The following is a 17,113-nucleotide window of genomic DNA, read 5'->3' on the forward strand; positions in this document are numbered from 1 at the left end:
GGATGGGTGTCTGATCGTTCACAGGTCTGTCCTTCAGGCAAACAGGGCTTCCGCCTTCTGCAAGGCGTCCGCCAGCTTATCGACTTCTTCCATGGTGTTGTAGAGGCCGAATGATGCACGGCAGGTGGAGGTTGCCCCGAAGCGGTTCAAGAGCGGCATGGCGCAATGAGTGCCTGCCCGAACTGCCACGCCCTGCCGGTCGATGATGGTGGCCACGTCATGGGCATGGGCGTTGTTCATCTCGAAGGCGATGATGGCGCCCTTGCCCTTGGCCTGGCCGATGATGCGGATGGAATTCATGGCCCGCAGGCGCTCATGGGCATAGGCCGAAAGGGCCTCCTCATGGGCGCGGATGTTCTCGCGGCCAAGCTCCATCATGAAGCGTAGCGCCGCATCGAGGCCGATGGCCTCAAGAATCGCGGGCGTGCCCGCCTCGAAGCGGTGCGGAGGGTCGTTGTAGGTGATCGCGTCCTCGCGCACCTCGCGGATCATCTCGCCGCCGCCCTGATAAGGCGGCATCTTCTCGAGGAATTCGCGCTTGCCGTAGAGAACGCCGATGCCGGTCGGTCCATAGACCTTGTGACCGGTGAACACGTAGAAATCCGCGTCGAGATCGCGCACGTCCACGTCGAGATGCACCGCGCCTTGAGCGCCATCCACAAGCACCGGCACGCCGTGAGCATGCGCGATGCGGATGATCTCCTTCATCGGAGTCACGGTGCCGAGCACATTGGACATGTGCGTCATGGCGACGATCTTCGTGCGCGGTGAGAAGAGCTTTTCGTATTCCTCGACGAGGAAGTTTCCGTCGTCGTCCACCGGCGCCCACTTGATCACCGCGCCCTTGCGCTCGCGCAGGAAGTGCCAGGGCACGATGTTGGAATGGTGCTCCATGATGGAGAGGATGATCTCGTCCCCCTCCCCGATATTCATGCGCCCGTAGGAATCCGCCACGAGGTTGTAGGCTTCCGTGGCCGACTTGGTGAAGATGATCTCTTCAATCGAGCCGGCATTGATGAACTGGCGTGCCGTCTCGCGTGCCCGCTCGAAGCCCTCTGTCGCCACATTGGCCATGTAATGCAGGCCGCGATGCACATTCGCGTAGCCCGTTTCCATGGCGTTCACCATGGCATCGATCACCGCCTTCGGCTTCTGGGCCGATGCGGCGCTGTCGAGATAGACGAGCGGCTTGCCATAGACCTGCTGCGACAGGATCGGGAACTGCGTCCGGATCGCGTCAATGTCGTAGGGCTTCACTTGCATGTTCATCGCCTGACCGTTTCTTCACCGTCATGGCCGGGCTTGACCCGGCCATCCACGCCTTCCCACGTCGGCGCGAAGCAAAGACGTGGATGCCCGGCACAAGGCCGGGCATGACGTAGTGAGTTATGCTCGCGCCTTCAGCCAGCCCTCGACCGTCGCAACGAGAGCCTCGCGGACATCCTCGTTCTCCACGAACTCGATGGACTCACCGAGGAAGGCCTGAACCAGCAGGCTTTCGGCTTCCTTCTTCGGAAGGCCGCGGGCCATGAGGTAGAACAGGAGATCCTCGTCGAGCTGGCCGCAGGTGGCGCCGTGGGCGCACTGCACGTCGTCTGCGAAGATTTCGAGTTCCGGCTTGTTGTTCATCGAGCCGCCCTCCTCCAGGAGGAGCGCCGCCGACATCATGCGGCCGTCGGTCTTCTGGGCGTGATGCGGAACGATGATCTTGCCCTGGAAAACGCCGGTCGCCTCGTTGTCGATGACCGTCTTGAACAGCTCGCGGCTCTCGCAGTGCAGAGCATTATGCTCGACCACGAGCGTGGAATCGCCGTGCTGCGTGCCTTTCAGCATGCTCGCGCCGTTGACCCGCAGGTTCGTGTTCTCGCCGTTGAGAATGGCATAGACCTGATGGCGCGAGGTGGCGGAGCCCGCAACGACGTTGATGCTGTTGAAGTTGGCATCAGAGCCGACCTTCAGAGCGAGCGTCGACAAAGCAAGCGTCTTGTCGCCCTCGGCGTTCAGGCGAACATGCTGCACGTTGGTGCGGTCGCCCGCGATCATCTCGATCACGTCGTTCGGCTGGTGGTTTGCGCCGTCGGTGCTCTCGTGGGTCTCAAAAAGCGTGAAGGAAGCGTCATCCTCCACCACCACGAGCACGCGGGTCGCGGTCGCAACCGCCGAACCGGCGGCGGTGACGAAGCGCAGATGAACCGGCGTCTCGACATTGCCCACAACGCGGATCATCACCCCATCGGCCATGAAGGACGTGTTGAGCTGATAAACCGGGTTGTCGCTCGCCCACGGAACAGGGCTGAGCTTTGCCAGCCACTCGTGGCCGTTGGCGAGAGCCTCGCGCAGCGGCACGATCTCGACGCCTTCCGGCAGCTTGGCGAAGTCCACGGCCTCGCGCACGAAGTGGCCATTCACGAACGGTACCTGCAGCGCAGCCACGTCGGCGAATGCCTTCGAACCCTTGAGCGCGGCCTTCGCCTCGTCGGCAGTGGGCACACCTGCGAAGGGCGCAATCTCACGCAGCAGCGCGCGAAGATCGGTGTACTTGAACTCTTCCACGCGGCGATGCGGAAGCCCGCGCGTGGAAAACTGCTCGAAAGCCTGGGCGCGCGATTCCGCGCGACCGGGCAGCGTCGTCTTGGCGCTTTCGAACGCCTGCACCAGCGCGGTTTCCGCCGGTGTCTTCATGAGAGTCACATCGGCCATGGCTTAAGCGGCCTCGCTTTCACGGTAATCGGCATAACCGTTGGCCTCGAGCTCGAGGGCAAGCTCCTTGCCGCCCGACTTCACGATACGACCGCCATGCATCACGTGCACGGTGTCGGGCACGATGTGGTTCAGCAGGCGCTGATAGTGCGTGATGACGAGGAAGGCGCGATCCGGCGAACGGAGCGCGTTCACGCCCTCGGACACGATGCGAAGCGCGTCGATGTCGAGGCCGGAATCCGTCTCGTCGAGGATGCAGAAGGACGGCTGGAGCAGAGCCATCTGCAGAATCTCCATGCGCTTCTTCTCACCGCCGGAGAAGCCGACGTTCAGGGCGCGCTTGAGCATGTCCTTCGGAATTTCGAGCTTCGCGGCAGCCGCATTCACCTGCTTGATGAAGTCGGGCGTGGACAGCTCGTCCTCGCCGCGCGCCTTGCGCTGGGCGTTCATGGCGGCCTTCAGGAAGGTCATCGAGCCGACGCCGGGGATTTCGAGCGGATACTGGAAGGCCAGGAATACGCCAGCCGCCGCGCGCTGGTCGGCTTCCATCTCCAGGATGTTCTCGCCGTTGAGCAGGATTTCGCCGTCAAGGACCTCGTAGTCCTCCTTGCCGGCGATCACATACGACAGGGTCGACTTGCCCGAGCCGTTCGGGCCCATGATAGCGGCGACCTCGCCCTTGTTCACGGTGAGGTTGAGGCCGTTGAGAATGCGCTTGTCCTCGATCTGGACAACAAGGTTCTTGATTTCGAGCATTGGTGAATTCCATCCACGTCATCCCGGACAGCTCAAAGCCGATCCGGGATCGTTATCCGAATTGAACTGGTTTTCGCGATCCCGGCTCTTCGCTTCGCTGCGGCCGGGATGACGCTTGTTCCTTAACCGACCGAGCCTTCCAGCGAGATCGAGATCAGCTTCTGGGCCTCCACCGCGAACTCCATGGGGAGCTGCTGCAGCACGTCCTTCACGAAGCCGTTCACGATGAGAGCGGTCGCCTCTTCTTCCGAGAGGCCGCGCTGCTGGCAGTAGAACATCTGATCCTCGGAGATCTTCGATGTCGTCGCCTCGTGCTCGAACACGGCGGAGGCGTTCTTCGACTCGATGTAGGGCACCGTATGCGCGCCGCACTGGTTGCCGATGAGTAGCGAGTCGCAGTTCGTGAAGTTGCGCGCGCCGGTCGCCTTGCGGTGAGCCGACACGAGGCCACGATAAGTGTTCTCGGACTTACCTGCGGCGATGCCCTTCGAGATGATCCGGCTCGTGGTGTTCTTGCCGAGATGGATCATCTTGGTGCCGGAATCGACCTGCTGCATGCCGTTCGACACGGCAATCGAGTAGAACTCGCCGCGCGAGTTGTCGCCGCGCAGGATGCAGGACGGATACTTCCACGTGATCGCGGAACCCGTCTCCACCTGGGTCCAGGTGATGACCGAGTTCTTACCACGGCAATCGCCGCGCTTGGTCACGAAGTTGTAGATGCCGCCACGGCCCTCGGCGTCGCCGGGGTACCAGTTCTGCACCGTCGAATACTTGATCTCGGCATCGTCCAGCGCAATCAGCTCGACCACGGCGGCGTGGAGCTGGTTCTCGTCGCGCTTCGGGGCCGTGCAGCCTTCGAGATACGAGACGTAGGAGCCCTTGTCCGCGATGATGAGCGTGCGCTCGAACTGACCGGTATTCTTCTCGTTGATGCGGAAGTAGGTCGACAGCTCCATCGGGCAGCGGACGCCCGGCGGGATGTAGACGAACGAACCGTCCGTGAAGACAGCCGAGTTCAGCGTGGCGAAGAAGTTGTCCGTCACCGGTACGACCGTGCCGAGATACTGCTTCACGAGGTCCGGATATTCGCGGATGGCCTCGGAGATCGGCATGAAGATCACGCCGGCTTTCTTCAGCTCTTCCTTGAAGGTCGTGGCGACCGATACGCTGTCGAACACGGCGTCCACGGCCACGCGGCGTTCCGGCTCGATACCGGCCAGGATCTCCTGCTCGCGCAGCGGAATGCCGAGCTTCTCATAGGTTTTGAGAATCTCAGGATCCACCTCGTCGAGGGACTTCGGGGCCGGGTTCTTCTTCGGAGCGGCGTAGTAATAAATGTCGTTGTAGTCGATCTTGTCGTACGACACGCGCGCCCAGCTCGGCTCCGTCATAGTGAGCCAGCGCTTGTAGGCATCGAGGCGCCACTGGAGCATCCACTCCGGCTCGCCTTTCTTGCCCGAGATGAAGCGGATCACATCCTCGGAAAGGCCCTTGGGCGACTTCTCCATCTCGACTTCGGTCTCGAAGCCGTACTTGTACTGATCGACGTCGATCAAACGAACCTGATCGATGGTCTCCTGCACTGCAGGCATTTGTCTCTCCCACCACTCACGGCTTCAAGGGCCGCGGGTTGATATGACATGGAAAACTGGCGGGGCTTTTAAGCCGCGCTCGCCTTCCGCTTATATAAGGAGCCGACCACCTTTTCGCACGCCTCCGCAAAGCGAATGACGCATTCTTTCGTGGTCGACCACCCCAAACTCACACGCAAAACACCCTCCGCGAGGGCGGGCTCGACACCCATGGCATCGAGCACATGCGAACGCTTGACCTTTCCGGACGAGCAGGCCGAACCGGAGGACAGGGCAATGCCCGCAAGATCGAACGCGATCAATGCCGTCTCGGCCTTGAGGCCGGGTATGGCAAAGGCCAGCGTATTAGGCAACCGCTCGGCGCCAGCGCCCACAACAAGAGCGTCCGGCGCGACCCGTCGCACATGCGCCTCGGCCTCGTCGCACAGCAGCTTCAGACGGGCGGCTTCCTGCTCCTGCCCATCGAGGGCAAGCGCGGCCGCTGTGCCGAAGCCCGCGATGCCGGCCACGTTCTCCGTGCCGGCGCGGTAATTCTTCTCCTGCCCGCCGCCACGGATCAGCTTCTCGCCGATCTCGTATTGGTCGGAGGCGAGCACCAGAGCCCCTGCCCCCTTCGGCCCGCCGAGCTTGTGGGCGGAAAGCGTCAGCGCATCGGCGCCGAGCGCGGCAAGATCGACCGGAACCCGTCCTGCCGCCTGCACAGCATCCGTATGGAGGAGGCCGCCATGGTCATGAACCAGCTTGGCAATCTGAGCGATGGGCTGGATGACACCCGTCTCATTGTTGGCGAGCTGGACAGAGACCAGAACCCGCTCCTCGCCTGCCTGCTCGAGGTGGGCTTTGAGCCAGGCGAGATCAAGCACTCCATGCTCGTCGACGGGAATGATTGCGATCTTCTCAGCTGGGAAACGATGTCCGCTGAGAATGCAGGGATGCTCGGTGGCCCCAAGCAGAAGCCTCGCCGCTCCGGCCTGCCCGAGCCGCTTGAAGGATGGCGCGAGAACGAGATTCGCAGCCTCCGTACCGCCGCTCGTGAAGATCACGTTCTTCGCCTTGGCGCCGACCAGCCTGGCGACGGAGACGCGCGCCGCCTCCATCTCGCCCCGCGCGGCCCGACCTTCGCTGTGAACGGAGGAGGCATTGCCCGGCAGCTGCAGCACGCGCAGGACCGTCTCCGCCACCTGCGGCCGCACGGGCGACGTGGCGTTGTGGTCGAGATATGTGCGCTGGCCCATTGCCATGGCTTCCGTCTCAAGCCTCACGAAATTCTTGCAATTGACCCCTGGTGCCGTGCTAAAGCACCGCAACCACATGTGCCCATGTTTCCCCCGAGACTCCAGCCGTCGGAATTTATGAAACATTGGAACATTTTAGAAGAGTTCTAATAGGTTCCTTCTTAAGGGAACCCGCGACCTGGAGTCAAGGTCGCGCAGGGGTTTCCCTCTCTTCACGGAGAGGCGATCAAGAGGTTCGCGTATATGCCTGAAGTCATCTTCACGGGGCCGGCCGGCCGTATCGAAGGCCGTTATCAGCCTGCCAAGGAAAAGGGCGCTCCCATCGCCATCATCCTGCATCCGCACCCGCAATTCGGCGGGACGATGAACAACCAGATCGTCTACAACCTGTACTACGACTTCGTGAAGCGCGGCTTCTCGGTGCTGCGCTTCAACTTCCGCGGCGTGGGCCGCAGCCAGGGCGCGTTCGATCACGGCCAAGGCGAGCTCTCGGATGCGGCGGCGGCCCTTGACTGGGCCCAGGCCATGAACCCGGATGCCCGCGCCTGCTGGATCGCAGGCGTGTCCTTCGGCGCCTGGATCGGCATGCAGCTCCTCATGCGCCGCCCGGAGATCGAGGGCTTCATCTCGATCGCCGCCATGGCGAACCGCTACGACTTCTCGTTCCTCGCCCCCTGCCCGTCCTCCGGCCTGTTCGTGCATGGCTCCGAGGATCGCGTGGCACCGGTGAAGGACGTGGTCAGCGTCATCGAAAAGGTGAAGACCCAGAAGGGCGTGAAGCTCGAGCACGCGGTCGTGGAAGGCGCCAACCATTTCTTCGACGGCAAGGTCGACGAGCTGATGGTGGCCGTGGACGAATACCTCGACAAGCGCCTGGGCGCGACCGAGGAAGCCGTCTGAGTTCCTCGACATCAAGAAGTTCAAGGTGTTCAAATAAAAAAGGCCGGTCAGATTGACCGGCCTTTTGTTTAAATCTGTTTTCAACGCATCAGATGAACGCGAAGTCATCCGCTGCAAGTTTGGAAAGCTGGAAGTTCTGCAGCGTCAGCTTCATTCCGGTCGAACCTGTATAATTGAACTGAAGCGTGTCGATGACCACATCGGTTCCGACCTGACGGGCAGCCGCCTTCACAGCATTGAAATCAGAGAAGAGGTTGCGCATCATGAAGATGCGATCGCCAGCGCCGATACCACCCTGGAAGTCAGTGATGACGGTGTTGTAAATATCGCCTGCGTAACCCTTGCCGACGACATAGAAGGTGTCAAAGCCGGAACCACCGGTGAGCACATCTGGGGAGTAATAGGTCGAGCCAGCCTCGATGAAGAGGTAATCGTCGCCATTTCCGCCAATGAGGGTATCGACACCGACGCCGCCGCCGATTGAGTCATTCCCGTCGCCGCCCTCGATCAGATCGTTACCGGCCGTATCGGAAATGGAGTCGTTTCCTGCTCCGCCGACCATGGTATCGTTGCCCTGGCTACCGTCGAGGTAGTCATTGCCTGCCCCACCATCGAGATAATCGTCGCCAGCATCGCCTCGCAGATTGTCGTTGCCAATTCCACCGCGAAGCACATCGTTACCAGCACCACCGTACAGGTAATCGTTACCTTCTGCGCCGTCGAGCGTATCGTTGCCCGCGTTTCCGGTGAGCGTATTGTTGGCGCTATTGCCGCCGAGCCAATCGTTCCCGCTGCCGCCGATTGCATTCTCGATGAGAGAGCGCATGTCGCCGCGGTGCTGCAGGGCGTTATAGACGTTGCCTTTGACGCCATCCGCACGCTGGTCCGTGGAGAGGAGCGAATATCCGCCGGGGCTCAGATCGACCCGCACGCCGGTGGTATAGGCCGACAGATCGTAGGTGTCGTTGCCGCCGCCATCCCAAATGGTCAGGAAGATCTTGTTGCCCTCTACCCGCCCTTGGCTGGAGCCGTTCACGAAGGTCTCACCCGTGGTGGGATTCCACTTGTAGACGGTATGGTTGCTGTTGGCCGTGAAATCGGCCCCATACATCTCCTGCAGGGCAGCGATGTCATACATCATGTATGTCTGCGGATTTGCGACAACGTTGTAGGACATGACCGTGTATTCGGTCGAGTCGAGATGGGCAGCCATCTTCGGCGTACCGGGACCGTATTCATGCGTGTGTTTCAAGCCGAGCGCGTGACCCAACTCATGCAGCATGATGTAGTACTGGTAGGTGCCCGGCGTTGCTGCCGGCTTGTCGGCGTCGACGATCCAGGTGTCTCCGCCATAAATCGGCGTGCCAGGGTAGTAGCCATGGCTGCGATTGATGATGCTGTTCGGCTGGAAGCCGGCCAACTTGATATTGGCCTCACCACGCCCGGCATAAGAGAAGGAAAGGTTCGTAAAGGATTCCAGGGAGGTCAGAGACATTCCTCCCCAAGCTCCCTTGAAGATGCTGTGGAAAGCGTTCTGCGTCTGGATCGAGGCCGGGCGGAAGCCTTCAGCGCTCGGATTGATCCACTCGTAGATTCCGCGCGAGATGGGGAACCCGTAGGTAACGGTCTCGCCCGCCCACTGGGAGCCGGAGAAGAGAGCAAGAATGTTCGAATCGATATCGCCCGGCACGTAGAAGCGGGCATCACCGACGACAAAGTCCACGGAGAAGCTCGACGTCGCGTAAGCGCTGTCCTTCAGCCAAGGATAGGAATAGTCGACAAAAGCCGAAAAATCCTCGGGAGACCGGGGACTATCTTCCGATCCAGACCAATCGTCGTATGAGACCGAAGAGAAGGTCGACATACTTCCAGGGTTCTGGGGAGAGTTCCCATGGCTCGCAAAATTCGCCCAGGAAGTCCCATTAAGATCCTTGAGACAAGCATAGCACATGGTCGGCCCCTTCAGTGAAACGTTAGAACATATTAAACTTTCGCAGAACCTTGGCAATAGACCGAACGGTCTAGTAGGAGCTCCCAGGTGGAATCCTGGGCACAACCTGCTAGAAGAGCGCCCTGAAATCCCTTTCCAGCCAGACGAGAGCCGCGATGAACGCGCCACGATCCGAATTCCTGAAGGTGCTCACCGAGCGCGGCTTCATCCACCAGACCTCCGATTTCGAGGGCGTGGATACGGCCGCCATTGAGAATCGGCTGACGACCTATGTGGGCTATGACTGCACGGGCCCGTCCCTGCATGTGGGCCATCTGCTGTCGATCATGATGCTGCACTGGCTCCAGAAAACCGGAGCCGGCAAGCCGATCACCCTCATGGGCGGCGGCACGACCCGCGTAGGCGATCCGTCCGGCAAGGACGAGAGCCGCAAGCTCCTCACCGTCGAGCAGATCGAGGCTAACAAGGAGAGCATCAGGACGGTGTTTTCGCGCTTCATCTCGTTCGGTGACGGCAAGTCCGACGCGATGATGGTCGACAATGCCGAGTGGCTGACCAAGCTCAACTACATCGAATTCCTGCGCGATGTGGGCCGCCACTTCTCGGTCAACCGCATGCTGTCCTTCGACAGCGTGAAGCTGCGCCTCGAGCGCGAGCACGAACTGTCGTTCCTGGAATTCAACTACATGATCCTCCAGGCCTACGACTTCGTGGAGCTGAACAAGCGCTACGGCTGCGTGCTGCAGATGGGCGGCTCGGACCAGTGGGGCAACATCGTCAACGGCATCGATCTCGGCCGCCGCCTCGGCACGCCGCAGCTCTACGCCGTCACCTGCCCGCTGCTCACCACGGCGTCCGGCGCCAAGATGGGCAAGACCGCCTCCGGCGCGGTGTGGCTCAACGCCGACATGCTGAGCCCCTACGATTACTGGCAGTTCTGGCGCAACACCGAGGATGCGGACGTTCCGCGCTTCCTCAAGCTGTTCACGATTCTGCCGATGGATGAGATCGCCAAGCTCGCGGCTCTTCAGGGCGCCGAGATCAATGAGGCGAAGAAGATTCTGGCGACCGAGGCCACCGCCCTGCTCCACGGCCGCGAGGCGGCGGAACTGGCTGCCGAGACGGCGCAGAAAACCTTCGAGCAGGGCACGCTGGCCGAAAGCCTGCCGACCATCGAGGTTCCTTCGAGCGTGCTGAAGGAAGGCCTCGGCGTTCTCAACGCGTTCGGCCCGGATTTCGCGAAGCTCGTGCCGTCATCGAGCGAGGCGCGCCGTCAGGTGAAGAGCGGCGGCCTGAAGGTGAATGACCAGACTGTCTCGGATGAGCGCGCATCCCTCGGCCTGTCGGACCTGACGAGCGAAGGCGTGATCAAGCTGTCCTTCGGCAAGAAGAAGCACGTGCTTTTGCGGGCTGTTTGATAAAAAGAGACCTCTGTCCTCATCCTGAGGAGGTCGCGTTGCGACCGTCTCGAAGGAGGTTCCAGAGAACGCTGGAGACGCCTCGCCCTTCGAGACGCTGCGCTCCTCAGGGTGAGGCTCTATTTGCGAGAGCCCCTACCGATCAGGAACCTCAGGTATCGCATCGGTCTGAGGTTCCATTCCCACGCCGAAGAGCTTGCGCAGGAAGCCCGGCGCAACGGCGGAGAGCGGGTTGACCGTCAGGGTTGGCGCACTCATCTGCCCCGATGTGCGGAAGTTGACGGCGAACAGACCCTCGTATTGACCGCCGCCGAGCAGAGGCCCGAACAAGGGTACTTTGGCGAAGGCATTGTTCAGCCCATAGGCGGGAACGAAGGTGCCTGAAATATCCATACGGTCGCGGGCATAATCGATGAACCCGCCAAGCGTGAAGCCGATCTGGTTGCCGTAGATCGCCGCATCCTTGAAATCGAGTCGGCCGGAGGTCCGCGTGAACTCCATGCGGGCCCGGGTGAAGGAAATCTCGTTCACATCCACACGCGTCATCTGCGGATTCCCGGCGCTGTCTTGGCCTGCGATCACCTGCGTCTGGGTCGGGATGATCCGGCGCAGGGCCGGTTCGTTGACCAGGGTGAAGGATCGCAGCAGCAGCATGCCGGGCTGAGCCCCGTCGCCCGTCGCCAGATTGATGATGAGGTCGCCGCCTGCCATGCGCTTGTAGACATCCGTGAAGCGCAGGAGCGCGCCTGCATCCTCCGACTGAATGATGATGATGGAGCCGTTGCGGCCCTGGGAATCCGTGCGAGCGGCTACATTCGTCGCGCCGAGACGGCCCTTCATTTCGAGTTGGCGCAAAATCTCCTTCCGCACCGACGCCTTGATGACGGCGTTGGTGATCGCCTCGTTGTTGTAGCCGGTCAGGATGTTGAGATTCAGATCGAGGTCGAAATCCTTCGTATCCTTCTGAGAAGACCCGTTCCGCGCAGGCGACTGCGAATTGATGCTTTTGATGAAGGGACGCGCATCGCCCACATTGCCGCGAACAGTGACCTTGTAGGCGCCGCCGGCCTGCTCGATCTGCGCGCGCATGTCGTCGCCCGCCGAGAGCTTGAATGTCGACAGGTCCGCCTTCGTGAGTTCGCCGTCCTTCGACAGAAGCGCCGTTCCACGCAGCTGCACGACACCGCTGTCGAGTTGCAGGTCGCGGATCTCGGTTTCAGCGCCTTCCACCATCGTGAAGGTGAGCTTGCCGGGGCGGCCCACAGGCTTGACCCAGCCCGGAATGAGCTGATCCACACCGGCCTTCGCGAGATCCGCCTCGACCACGATGCCGGGTGCATCGGGTCGACCTAGGGGCATTCCAGCCTTGAGCGCGACGCTGCCCGTCAGTTGCGATCCGAAGGAGAGCCCGCGCTTGCTGCGAGCGGCCTCGTCGAGAATGAATGAGACATTCGCCTGTCCGCCCTGACGGGTCTTCTGCACGTCGATGGTGGCAGGGCCGCTGCCGATCTTGCCGTCGCCTTTGATCGACAGATCGCCGCGATCATAAGCAATGGTGAGGTTGGCGTTTTCGAGTTTCTCCTTGCCGAAGACCTTGTCGACGGTGAGCTCGTTCAGCGCTCCCGTGACTTTGAGCGGCAGATCGGCGAAGGCCGGGATGTCGTTGACGGCAAGCCCGATCCCGACGCGCAGATCCGCTTTGCCCTTCATCGCCGCGGGATCGACATCGAACCCCGCGATCTGTTTGACGAGAGGCTGCTGCAGCATGGCGCCGACACCATCGGCTCCACCGTTGAGGCGGAAGTCGATCCGGGCCAGGGCCGCGTCGTCCCAGTAATTGTCGAGGGTGAACGTACCCTCAGAGGCATTCAGGGTATAATCGCCCATGTCCACGCGGCCCGCCGGCGCGCGTAAACTCACCTTCGTGCCGGTTACACGGCCCGTCACATCCATCCTCGACACGGGCGGCAGGCCCTCTGCGGCCTGAAGGGTGCCCTGTGAAATAAGGAAGTCGATCTTGACGGACCCATCCGGAATGGGACCGCCGGAAATGGATTTCTCGACGTCGGCTCCCGTCATGGCGACCTTGAGCTTGAAGTCCTCGAGCGTGCCGCTCTTGAGGTTCGCGACCAGGAAGCGACGGACCGGCGGGGCGACGCCCTCGGGCCAGACTCGAAGGGCGGAGCGGACATTGCTCTTCGAGGCCGTGACGTCGAACTTCAGCCCTTTAGGATCGGCTGAAGCAGCAAGAGCCCCCTTGATCTCTGCATTCAGATCGGGGCCGATCAGCCGGACGCGGTTGATCGCGACGCCGTCGGGGCCGGATAGGTCCGCCTCCATCTGGGACACCTGGAGCGGCGCATCCCCGGGGGCAGCGCCCGCCCAAACGATATCCTTGCCGCTAAGCAGAAGGCGCCACGGCTCATGAGCATCCGGCGCCGCCAGCGTGCCCTGAAGCTTGACGCGCGTATCGCCCCCTTTGAGCTCCAGGGTCGGAAGGTTGAGGGTTTTCTCGGCCTCGTTCCAGTCCGCCACGATGGTGGCATGCTCCACAGGCAGCGGCGAGGTGTCCTTGTCCTCGATCTGGATGTAGCCCGCATTGCTGTCGAGGCGGGTCTTCAGCTCCGTCACCCGGCCATCGGCAAAGGCTACGTCGAAGCGGCCCGTGAATTCGAGATCGGTGGCGGCAGGCAGGTCCGACATGCCGCCGAGCAGCATGATGTCCTGGATCGGCGCATCGTCGGCGACCACCGCTGCGCGATAAGCTCCCCGATCGACCGCTTTGACATCGCCGCTGAGTTGCCAGGGGCCTTGCGGTCCTTCCACGACCGCCGAGAAATGGCGTCCGCCTTCGTTCCAGTCGAAGGTGGCGTCGAGCCGGTCGAACCGGGCCCGCTCGCGGTGATCCGCATCGATGAAGACGAGCTTGGCGTTGGTCAGCTGCGCCTTGCCGAGCGAGTTAAGAACGCTCCTTGGGCCGACGATCAGCTCGAAAAGCGATCCTACGGCCCCCGAAACCTGGGAAGGTCCGTCGGCGCTGACGGCGAGCGAGGCAGCGGCCTCCTTGGACGGCGCGGGCTCCGGCGCGGGAGCGGGACCGGCCTGCCCGTCATCTGTTGCCGGGACCGGAGAAAATGTCAGTGAGCCGTCGCGGTTGACGAGCACCCGCATCTGCAGGTCGCGCACCTCGATGGCTTTCGGCTGGAGATTGGCCGAAAGCAGCGACAGAAGATCGACGCTGACGAGCGCGTAAGGCGCGCGAATGACGAGTTCACCGCTCGGCCCACGAATGTCGAGCCCGTTGGCCCGCAAGGCCGGTGTGCCCTCATGGAGTTCGATGGCCGTATTGCGCAGCGCCACGTTCCAGCCGGGCCCGATGCGGGAGGCGAGCGCCTCCGCCACCCGCTCCGGCAGGCGGCCGAAGCTCATGGGACCCGCCGACAGGCGCAGGTAGAACAGGCCCGCAACGACAACGAGGAAGACGATCAGCCCGAGCTTGACATAGAGCGTACCACGGATGATCCGGCTCAAAAGGCTCCGCTTTGCCGGTTCTTGCCGGCCCAACGTGGTACGAAACGTTCGCTTCATTCTTGTGATGTCGGGCAACCAGTTCTTGCGCTTTCGCGGCAACGAGGGAATCAGTGAGGGACCTTAACCGCCCCGGCAGCCTCCCGCGACCGCCTGTTTTCCGTCGTGCACACTAAGAGGCTTCCAAGCAGGACAATCCGCCGAAAGGAAGGCGAATAATGTCTCTAATCCCTGGAAACAACGCCCCTGCCTTCACCCTCCCGGCCACAGGCGGCAAAAACCTTTCCCTCGACAGCCTCAAGGGCCGAAAGGTCGTGCTGTATTTCTACCCCAAGGATGACACCAGCGGGTGCACCCTGGAGGCCAAAGACTTCCAGGCTCTCCGGAATGATTTCGAGGCAGCGGATACGGACATCATCGGCGTCTCTCCTGACCCGATGAAGAGCCACGACAAGTTCCGCACGAAATACGACCTCGAATTCCCCCTCGTCTCCGATGAGGCCAAGACCATGCTGGAGGCCTATGGCGTGTGGGTCGAAAAGAGCATGTGGGGCCGCAGATACATGGGCGTCGAGCGCACCACCGTGCTCATCGACCGCGACGGCAGGATCGCGAGGGTCTGGAACAAGGTGAAGGTGCAGGGCCACGCGGAGGAAGTTCTGGAGGCCGCGAAGGCGCTGTAAGGCTAGGAGCGCCGAGCATCGACTTTTGGTTGAAACTTCCACAAGTTTTAAATATCACAGGTTATAACATTATAAACTGTGATCTTCCATGTCCGATTATAAAGCCATCCTCTCCGGCCAAAACTGGAATTCGCTGCCTAATCTCAAGCCCAAACAGCAGCCGGTATTTCTCACGTATACCTTCAATAGTGCGTGGTGGGGATCGCTGAAATTCGATGCCGCAGACCAGGCCATGGCGCGCAAGGCCCTGCAGATGTGGGGAGATGCCAGCGGCATCCGGTTCCTCGAGGTCAAAGGGGAAGATGCCGAGCTGAAGTTCCAGTGGGAATGGGGATGGGGAACCTACAGCGCCAGGGCGGAATTTCCGGAGCTCTCCAAGGACACCCATGAGGGGCTGGCTCGGGAGTCCAGTGGCGGCAATGTCTACCTGAACTCCAGGTATCGCACCGAGTTTTCACAGTATCAGGCGTTTAAACTTTACATTTTGCTTCATGAGATCGGGCATGCCCTCGGCCTCAAACACCCGTTTCACAGGATGGACCACAACAAGCAATTGTTGAGGTCGGATCTCGATCACGTGAATCACACCGTGATGAGCTACACGGGCGGCGACATCAATATGCAGTCGGCCAGTCTCGGCTCATTAGATATCCAAGCAATCCAGGCTCTCTATGGCAGCCCTTCGCAAGATGGAAAACAGGTTGCGAAGTGGAGTTGGAGCAAGGCCAAGCAAACCCTCACCCAGATCGGCAAGAGCAAAGCGGACGTCATTCATGGCGTCGCCGTGAGGGACATCATCAAAGGCGGCCGCGGCAATGACAAGATCTACAGCTTCGACGGCAAAGACATCCTCTATGGCGAGGATGGCAATGATGTCCTGAGCGGCAGCGACGGTAACGACACCCTTTACGGCGGCAAGGGCAATGATGTCCTGAGAGGTGGCTTCGACAACGACAGGCTGTACGGGGGCGCAGGCAACGACACCCTCAGCGGCTGGTATGGCAATGACGTTCTGTACGGGGACGCCAACAACGATGTCCTGCAGGGCGGAGGCGGCAACGATACCCTGCAAGGCGGCGACGGAAACGACAAATTGGACGGCGGTGACGGCAACGATGCCCTGATCGGCGGATCTGGCGATGACATCCTGTGGGGCGGGGCCGGCAAGGATGCCTTACAAGGCAGCGACGGAAACGACAGCTTGAACGGTGGAGATAGCGACGACACCCTACGCGGAGGCGCGGGCAACGACGTTCTCCATGGAGAACTTGGCAACGACACGCTCCAAGGCGACGACGGCAACGATAGTTTGAACGGCAGTGACGGCGATGATGCCTTGAGCGGCGGATACGGTGCCGACACCCTGTCGGGTGATGACGGCAACGACAACCTGGACGGCGGGCACGACGATGATGTTCTGATCGGCGGAGACGGCGCAGACACCTTACGTGGCGGTGACGGCGCGGATACTCTGCAGGGTGACTTCGACGACAGCGGCTCCGATGGGAACGATAGTTTGGACGGCGGTAACGGTAACGACAGCCTTTACGGCGGACACGGAAACGACAGTCTGGACGGCGGTGACGGAAACGACGTTCTGTTCGGCGGCAACGACGACGATATCCTGCGCGGCGGAGACGGCAACGATACCCTGCAAGGCGGCGAGGGAGACGACAATCTGGACGGCGGTAACGGAAACGATAATCTGGACGGCGGTAACGGAAACGACGTTCTGTTCGGCGGCTACGAGGACGATATCCTGCGCGGCGATAACGGAAACGACAGTCTGAACGGTGGTCACGGCAATGATAGCCTGGACGGCGATCAAGGAAACGACAGTCTGGACGGTGGTGACGGCAATGACAGCCTGATCGGCTATCACGGAGACGACAATCTGGACGGCGGTCAAGGCAATGACAGCCTGGTCGGCGGATATGACAACGATGTCCTGATTGGCGGATATGGCGCAGACACGTTACGTGGCGGCGACGGCGCAGACACTCTGCGGGGCGGCGACGGCAGCGATCAGTTTGTTTTCGATTGGCACCCCGGTGTCGGCAATATCGACCAGATCATGGACTTCGAAAGTGGGGGTAAGGACAAAATCGTTCTGTCTTCGAGCTACTTCGGCTCTCTTCCCAAGGGCGCATTGAGCGCCAATGCGTTCTCAGCCACAAAAACAGCGATGGATGCGGATGACCGGATTCTCTTCGATACGGAAGCGCGTACCCTCTCCTATGATCGGGACGGGACGGGCGCAACGGCAGCTGTGATTTTTGCGAAGCTCTTGGGAGGGGCGACGGTCAGCTACAGCGATATTCTCGTCGTCTGAACGACGACGGCTGAA

At 61.2% G+C, this 17,113-nt stretch carries 11 protein-coding genes; 4 read left to right on the top strand and 7 right to left on the bottom strand.

The features are described from left to right. Positions 1–33: 33 nt before the first annotated feature. From MHY87_RS14940 to MHY87_RS14960, 5 genes are all read right to left on the bottom strand, one after another. Positions 34–1,269, bottom strand: a complete 1,236-nt coding sequence (locus MHY87_RS14940; RefSeq protein ID WP_239353037.1) for a cysteine desulfurase — start codon at positions 1,267–1,269, stop codon at positions 34–36. A gap of 117 nt (positions 1,270–1,386) precedes the next feature. Continuing rightward, positions 1,387–2,700: a Fe-S cluster assembly protein SufD gene (gene sufD / locus MHY87_RS14945; protein ID WP_239353039.1), complete on the bottom strand. Its 1,314-nt coding sequence runs from the start codon at positions 2,698–2,700 to the stop codon at positions 1,387–1,389. Positions 2,701–2,703: 3 nt separating this feature from the next. Further along, positions 2,704–3,456, bottom strand: a complete 753-nt coding sequence (gene sufC, locus MHY87_RS14950; RefSeq protein ID WP_239353041.1) for a Fe-S cluster assembly ATPase SufC — start codon at positions 3,454–3,456, stop codon at positions 2,704–2,706. 122 nt (positions 3,457–3,578) lie between these two features. Beyond that, entirely contained in the window at positions 3,579–5,051 is a 1,473-nt protein-coding gene (gene sufB, locus MHY87_RS14955; protein WP_239353048.1) for a Fe-S cluster assembly protein SufB, read from the bottom strand. A 68-nt stretch (positions 5,052–5,119) separates the two neighbouring features. Beyond that, positions 5,120–6,292 carry a cysteine desulfurase family protein gene (locus MHY87_RS14960; protein ID WP_239353050.1) on the bottom strand — a complete coding sequence of 391 codons (1,173 nt, stop codon included), beginning with the start codon at positions 6,290–6,292 and terminating at the stop codon, positions 5,120–5,122. A gap of 237 nt (positions 6,293–6,529) precedes the next feature. Here MHY87_RS14960 and MHY87_RS14965 point away from each other — a divergent pair, with 237 nt between their 5' ends. Then, a complete protein-coding gene (locus tag MHY87_RS14965; RefSeq protein ID WP_239353052.1) occupies positions 6,530–7,186 on the top strand; it encodes an alpha/beta hydrolase in 657 nt (218 codons plus the stop codon). 88 nt (positions 7,187–7,274) lie between these two features. On the opposite strand, the gene MHY87_RS14970 is transcribed toward MHY87_RS14965, so the two are convergent. After that, complete coding sequence (locus tag MHY87_RS14970) at positions 7,275–9,050, bottom strand: M10 family metallopeptidase C-terminal domain-containing protein (RefSeq protein WP_239353054.1); 1,776 nt, start codon at positions 9,048–9,050, stop codon at positions 7,275–7,277. 242 nt (positions 9,051–9,292) lie between these two features. Between MHY87_RS14970 and tyrS the strand changes: the two genes are divergently transcribed. After that, positions 9,293–10,555, top strand: a complete 1,263-nt coding sequence (tyrS, locus tag MHY87_RS14975; RefSeq protein WP_239353056.1) for a tyrosine--tRNA ligase — start codon at positions 9,293–9,295, stop codon at positions 10,553–10,555. Between the two features lie 135 nt (positions 10,556–10,690). On the opposite strand, the gene MHY87_RS14980 is transcribed toward tyrS, so the two are convergent. Then, complete coding sequence (locus MHY87_RS14980) at positions 10,691–14,086, bottom strand: DUF3971 domain-containing protein (RefSeq protein ID WP_239353058.1); 3,396 nt, start codon at positions 14,084–14,086, stop codon at positions 10,691–10,693. 215 nt (positions 14,087–14,301) lie between these two features. Between MHY87_RS14980 and MHY87_RS14985 the strand changes: the two genes are divergently transcribed. Both MHY87_RS14985 and MHY87_RS14990 read left to right on the top strand, forming a co-directional pair. Then, positions 14,302–14,766, top strand: coding sequence for a peroxiredoxin (locus MHY87_RS14985; protein ID WP_239353060.1), 465 nt, complete (start codon positions 14,302–14,304; stop codon positions 14,764–14,766). 88 nt (positions 14,767–14,854) lie between these two features. Then, positions 14,855–17,098, top strand: coding sequence for a matrixin family metalloprotease (locus tag MHY87_RS14990; RefSeq protein ID WP_239353062.1), 2,244 nt, complete (start codon positions 14,855–14,857; stop codon positions 17,096–17,098). The last annotated feature ends 15 nt before the right edge of the window (positions 17,099–17,113 follow it).

It is taken from the genome of Microvirga sp. ACRRW (genome assembly GCF_022346925.1).
GTDB lineage: Bacteria > Pseudomonadota > Alphaproteobacteria > Rhizobiales > Beijerinckiaceae > Microvirga.

Excerpts from the sequence above, each read along its gene's own strand:
- MHY87_RS14940 (WP_239353037.1), bottom strand. The coding sequence starts at position 1,269 with ATGAACATGCAAGTGAAGCCCTACGACATTGACGCGATCCGGACGCAG.
- sufB (WP_239353048.1), bottom strand. The coding sequence starts at position 5,051 with ATGCCTGCAGTGCAGGAGACCATCGATCAGGTTCGTTTGATCGACGTC.
- MHY87_RS14990 (WP_239353062.1), top strand. The coding sequence starts at position 14,855 with ATGTCCGATTATAAAGCCATCCTCTCCGGCCAAAACTGGAATTCGCTG.
- sufD (WP_239353039.1), bottom strand. The coding sequence starts at position 2,700 with ATGGCCGATGTGACTCTCATGAAGACACCGGCGGAAACCGCGCTGGTG.
- MHY87_RS14970 (WP_239353054.1), bottom strand. The coding sequence starts at position 9,050 with ATGTCGACCTTCTCTTCGGTCTCATACGACGATTGGTCTGGATCGGAA.
- MHY87_RS14985 (WP_239353060.1), top strand. The coding sequence starts at position 14,302 with ATGTCTCTAATCCCTGGAAACAACGCCCCTGCCTTCACCCTCCCGGCC.
- sufC (WP_239353041.1), bottom strand. The coding sequence starts at position 3,456 with ATGCTCGAAATCAAGAACCTTGTTGTCCAGATCGAGGACAAGCGCATT.
- MHY87_RS14965 (WP_239353052.1), top strand. The coding sequence starts at position 6,530 with ATGCCTGAAGTCATCTTCACGGGGCCGGCCGGCCGTATCGAAGGCCGT.
- MHY87_RS14960 (WP_239353050.1), bottom strand. The coding sequence starts at position 6,292 with ATGGCAATGGGCCAGCGCACATATCTCGACCACAACGCCACGTCGCCC.
- tyrS (WP_239353056.1), top strand. The coding sequence starts at position 9,293 with ATGAACGCGCCACGATCCGAATTCCTGAAGGTGCTCACCGAGCGCGGC.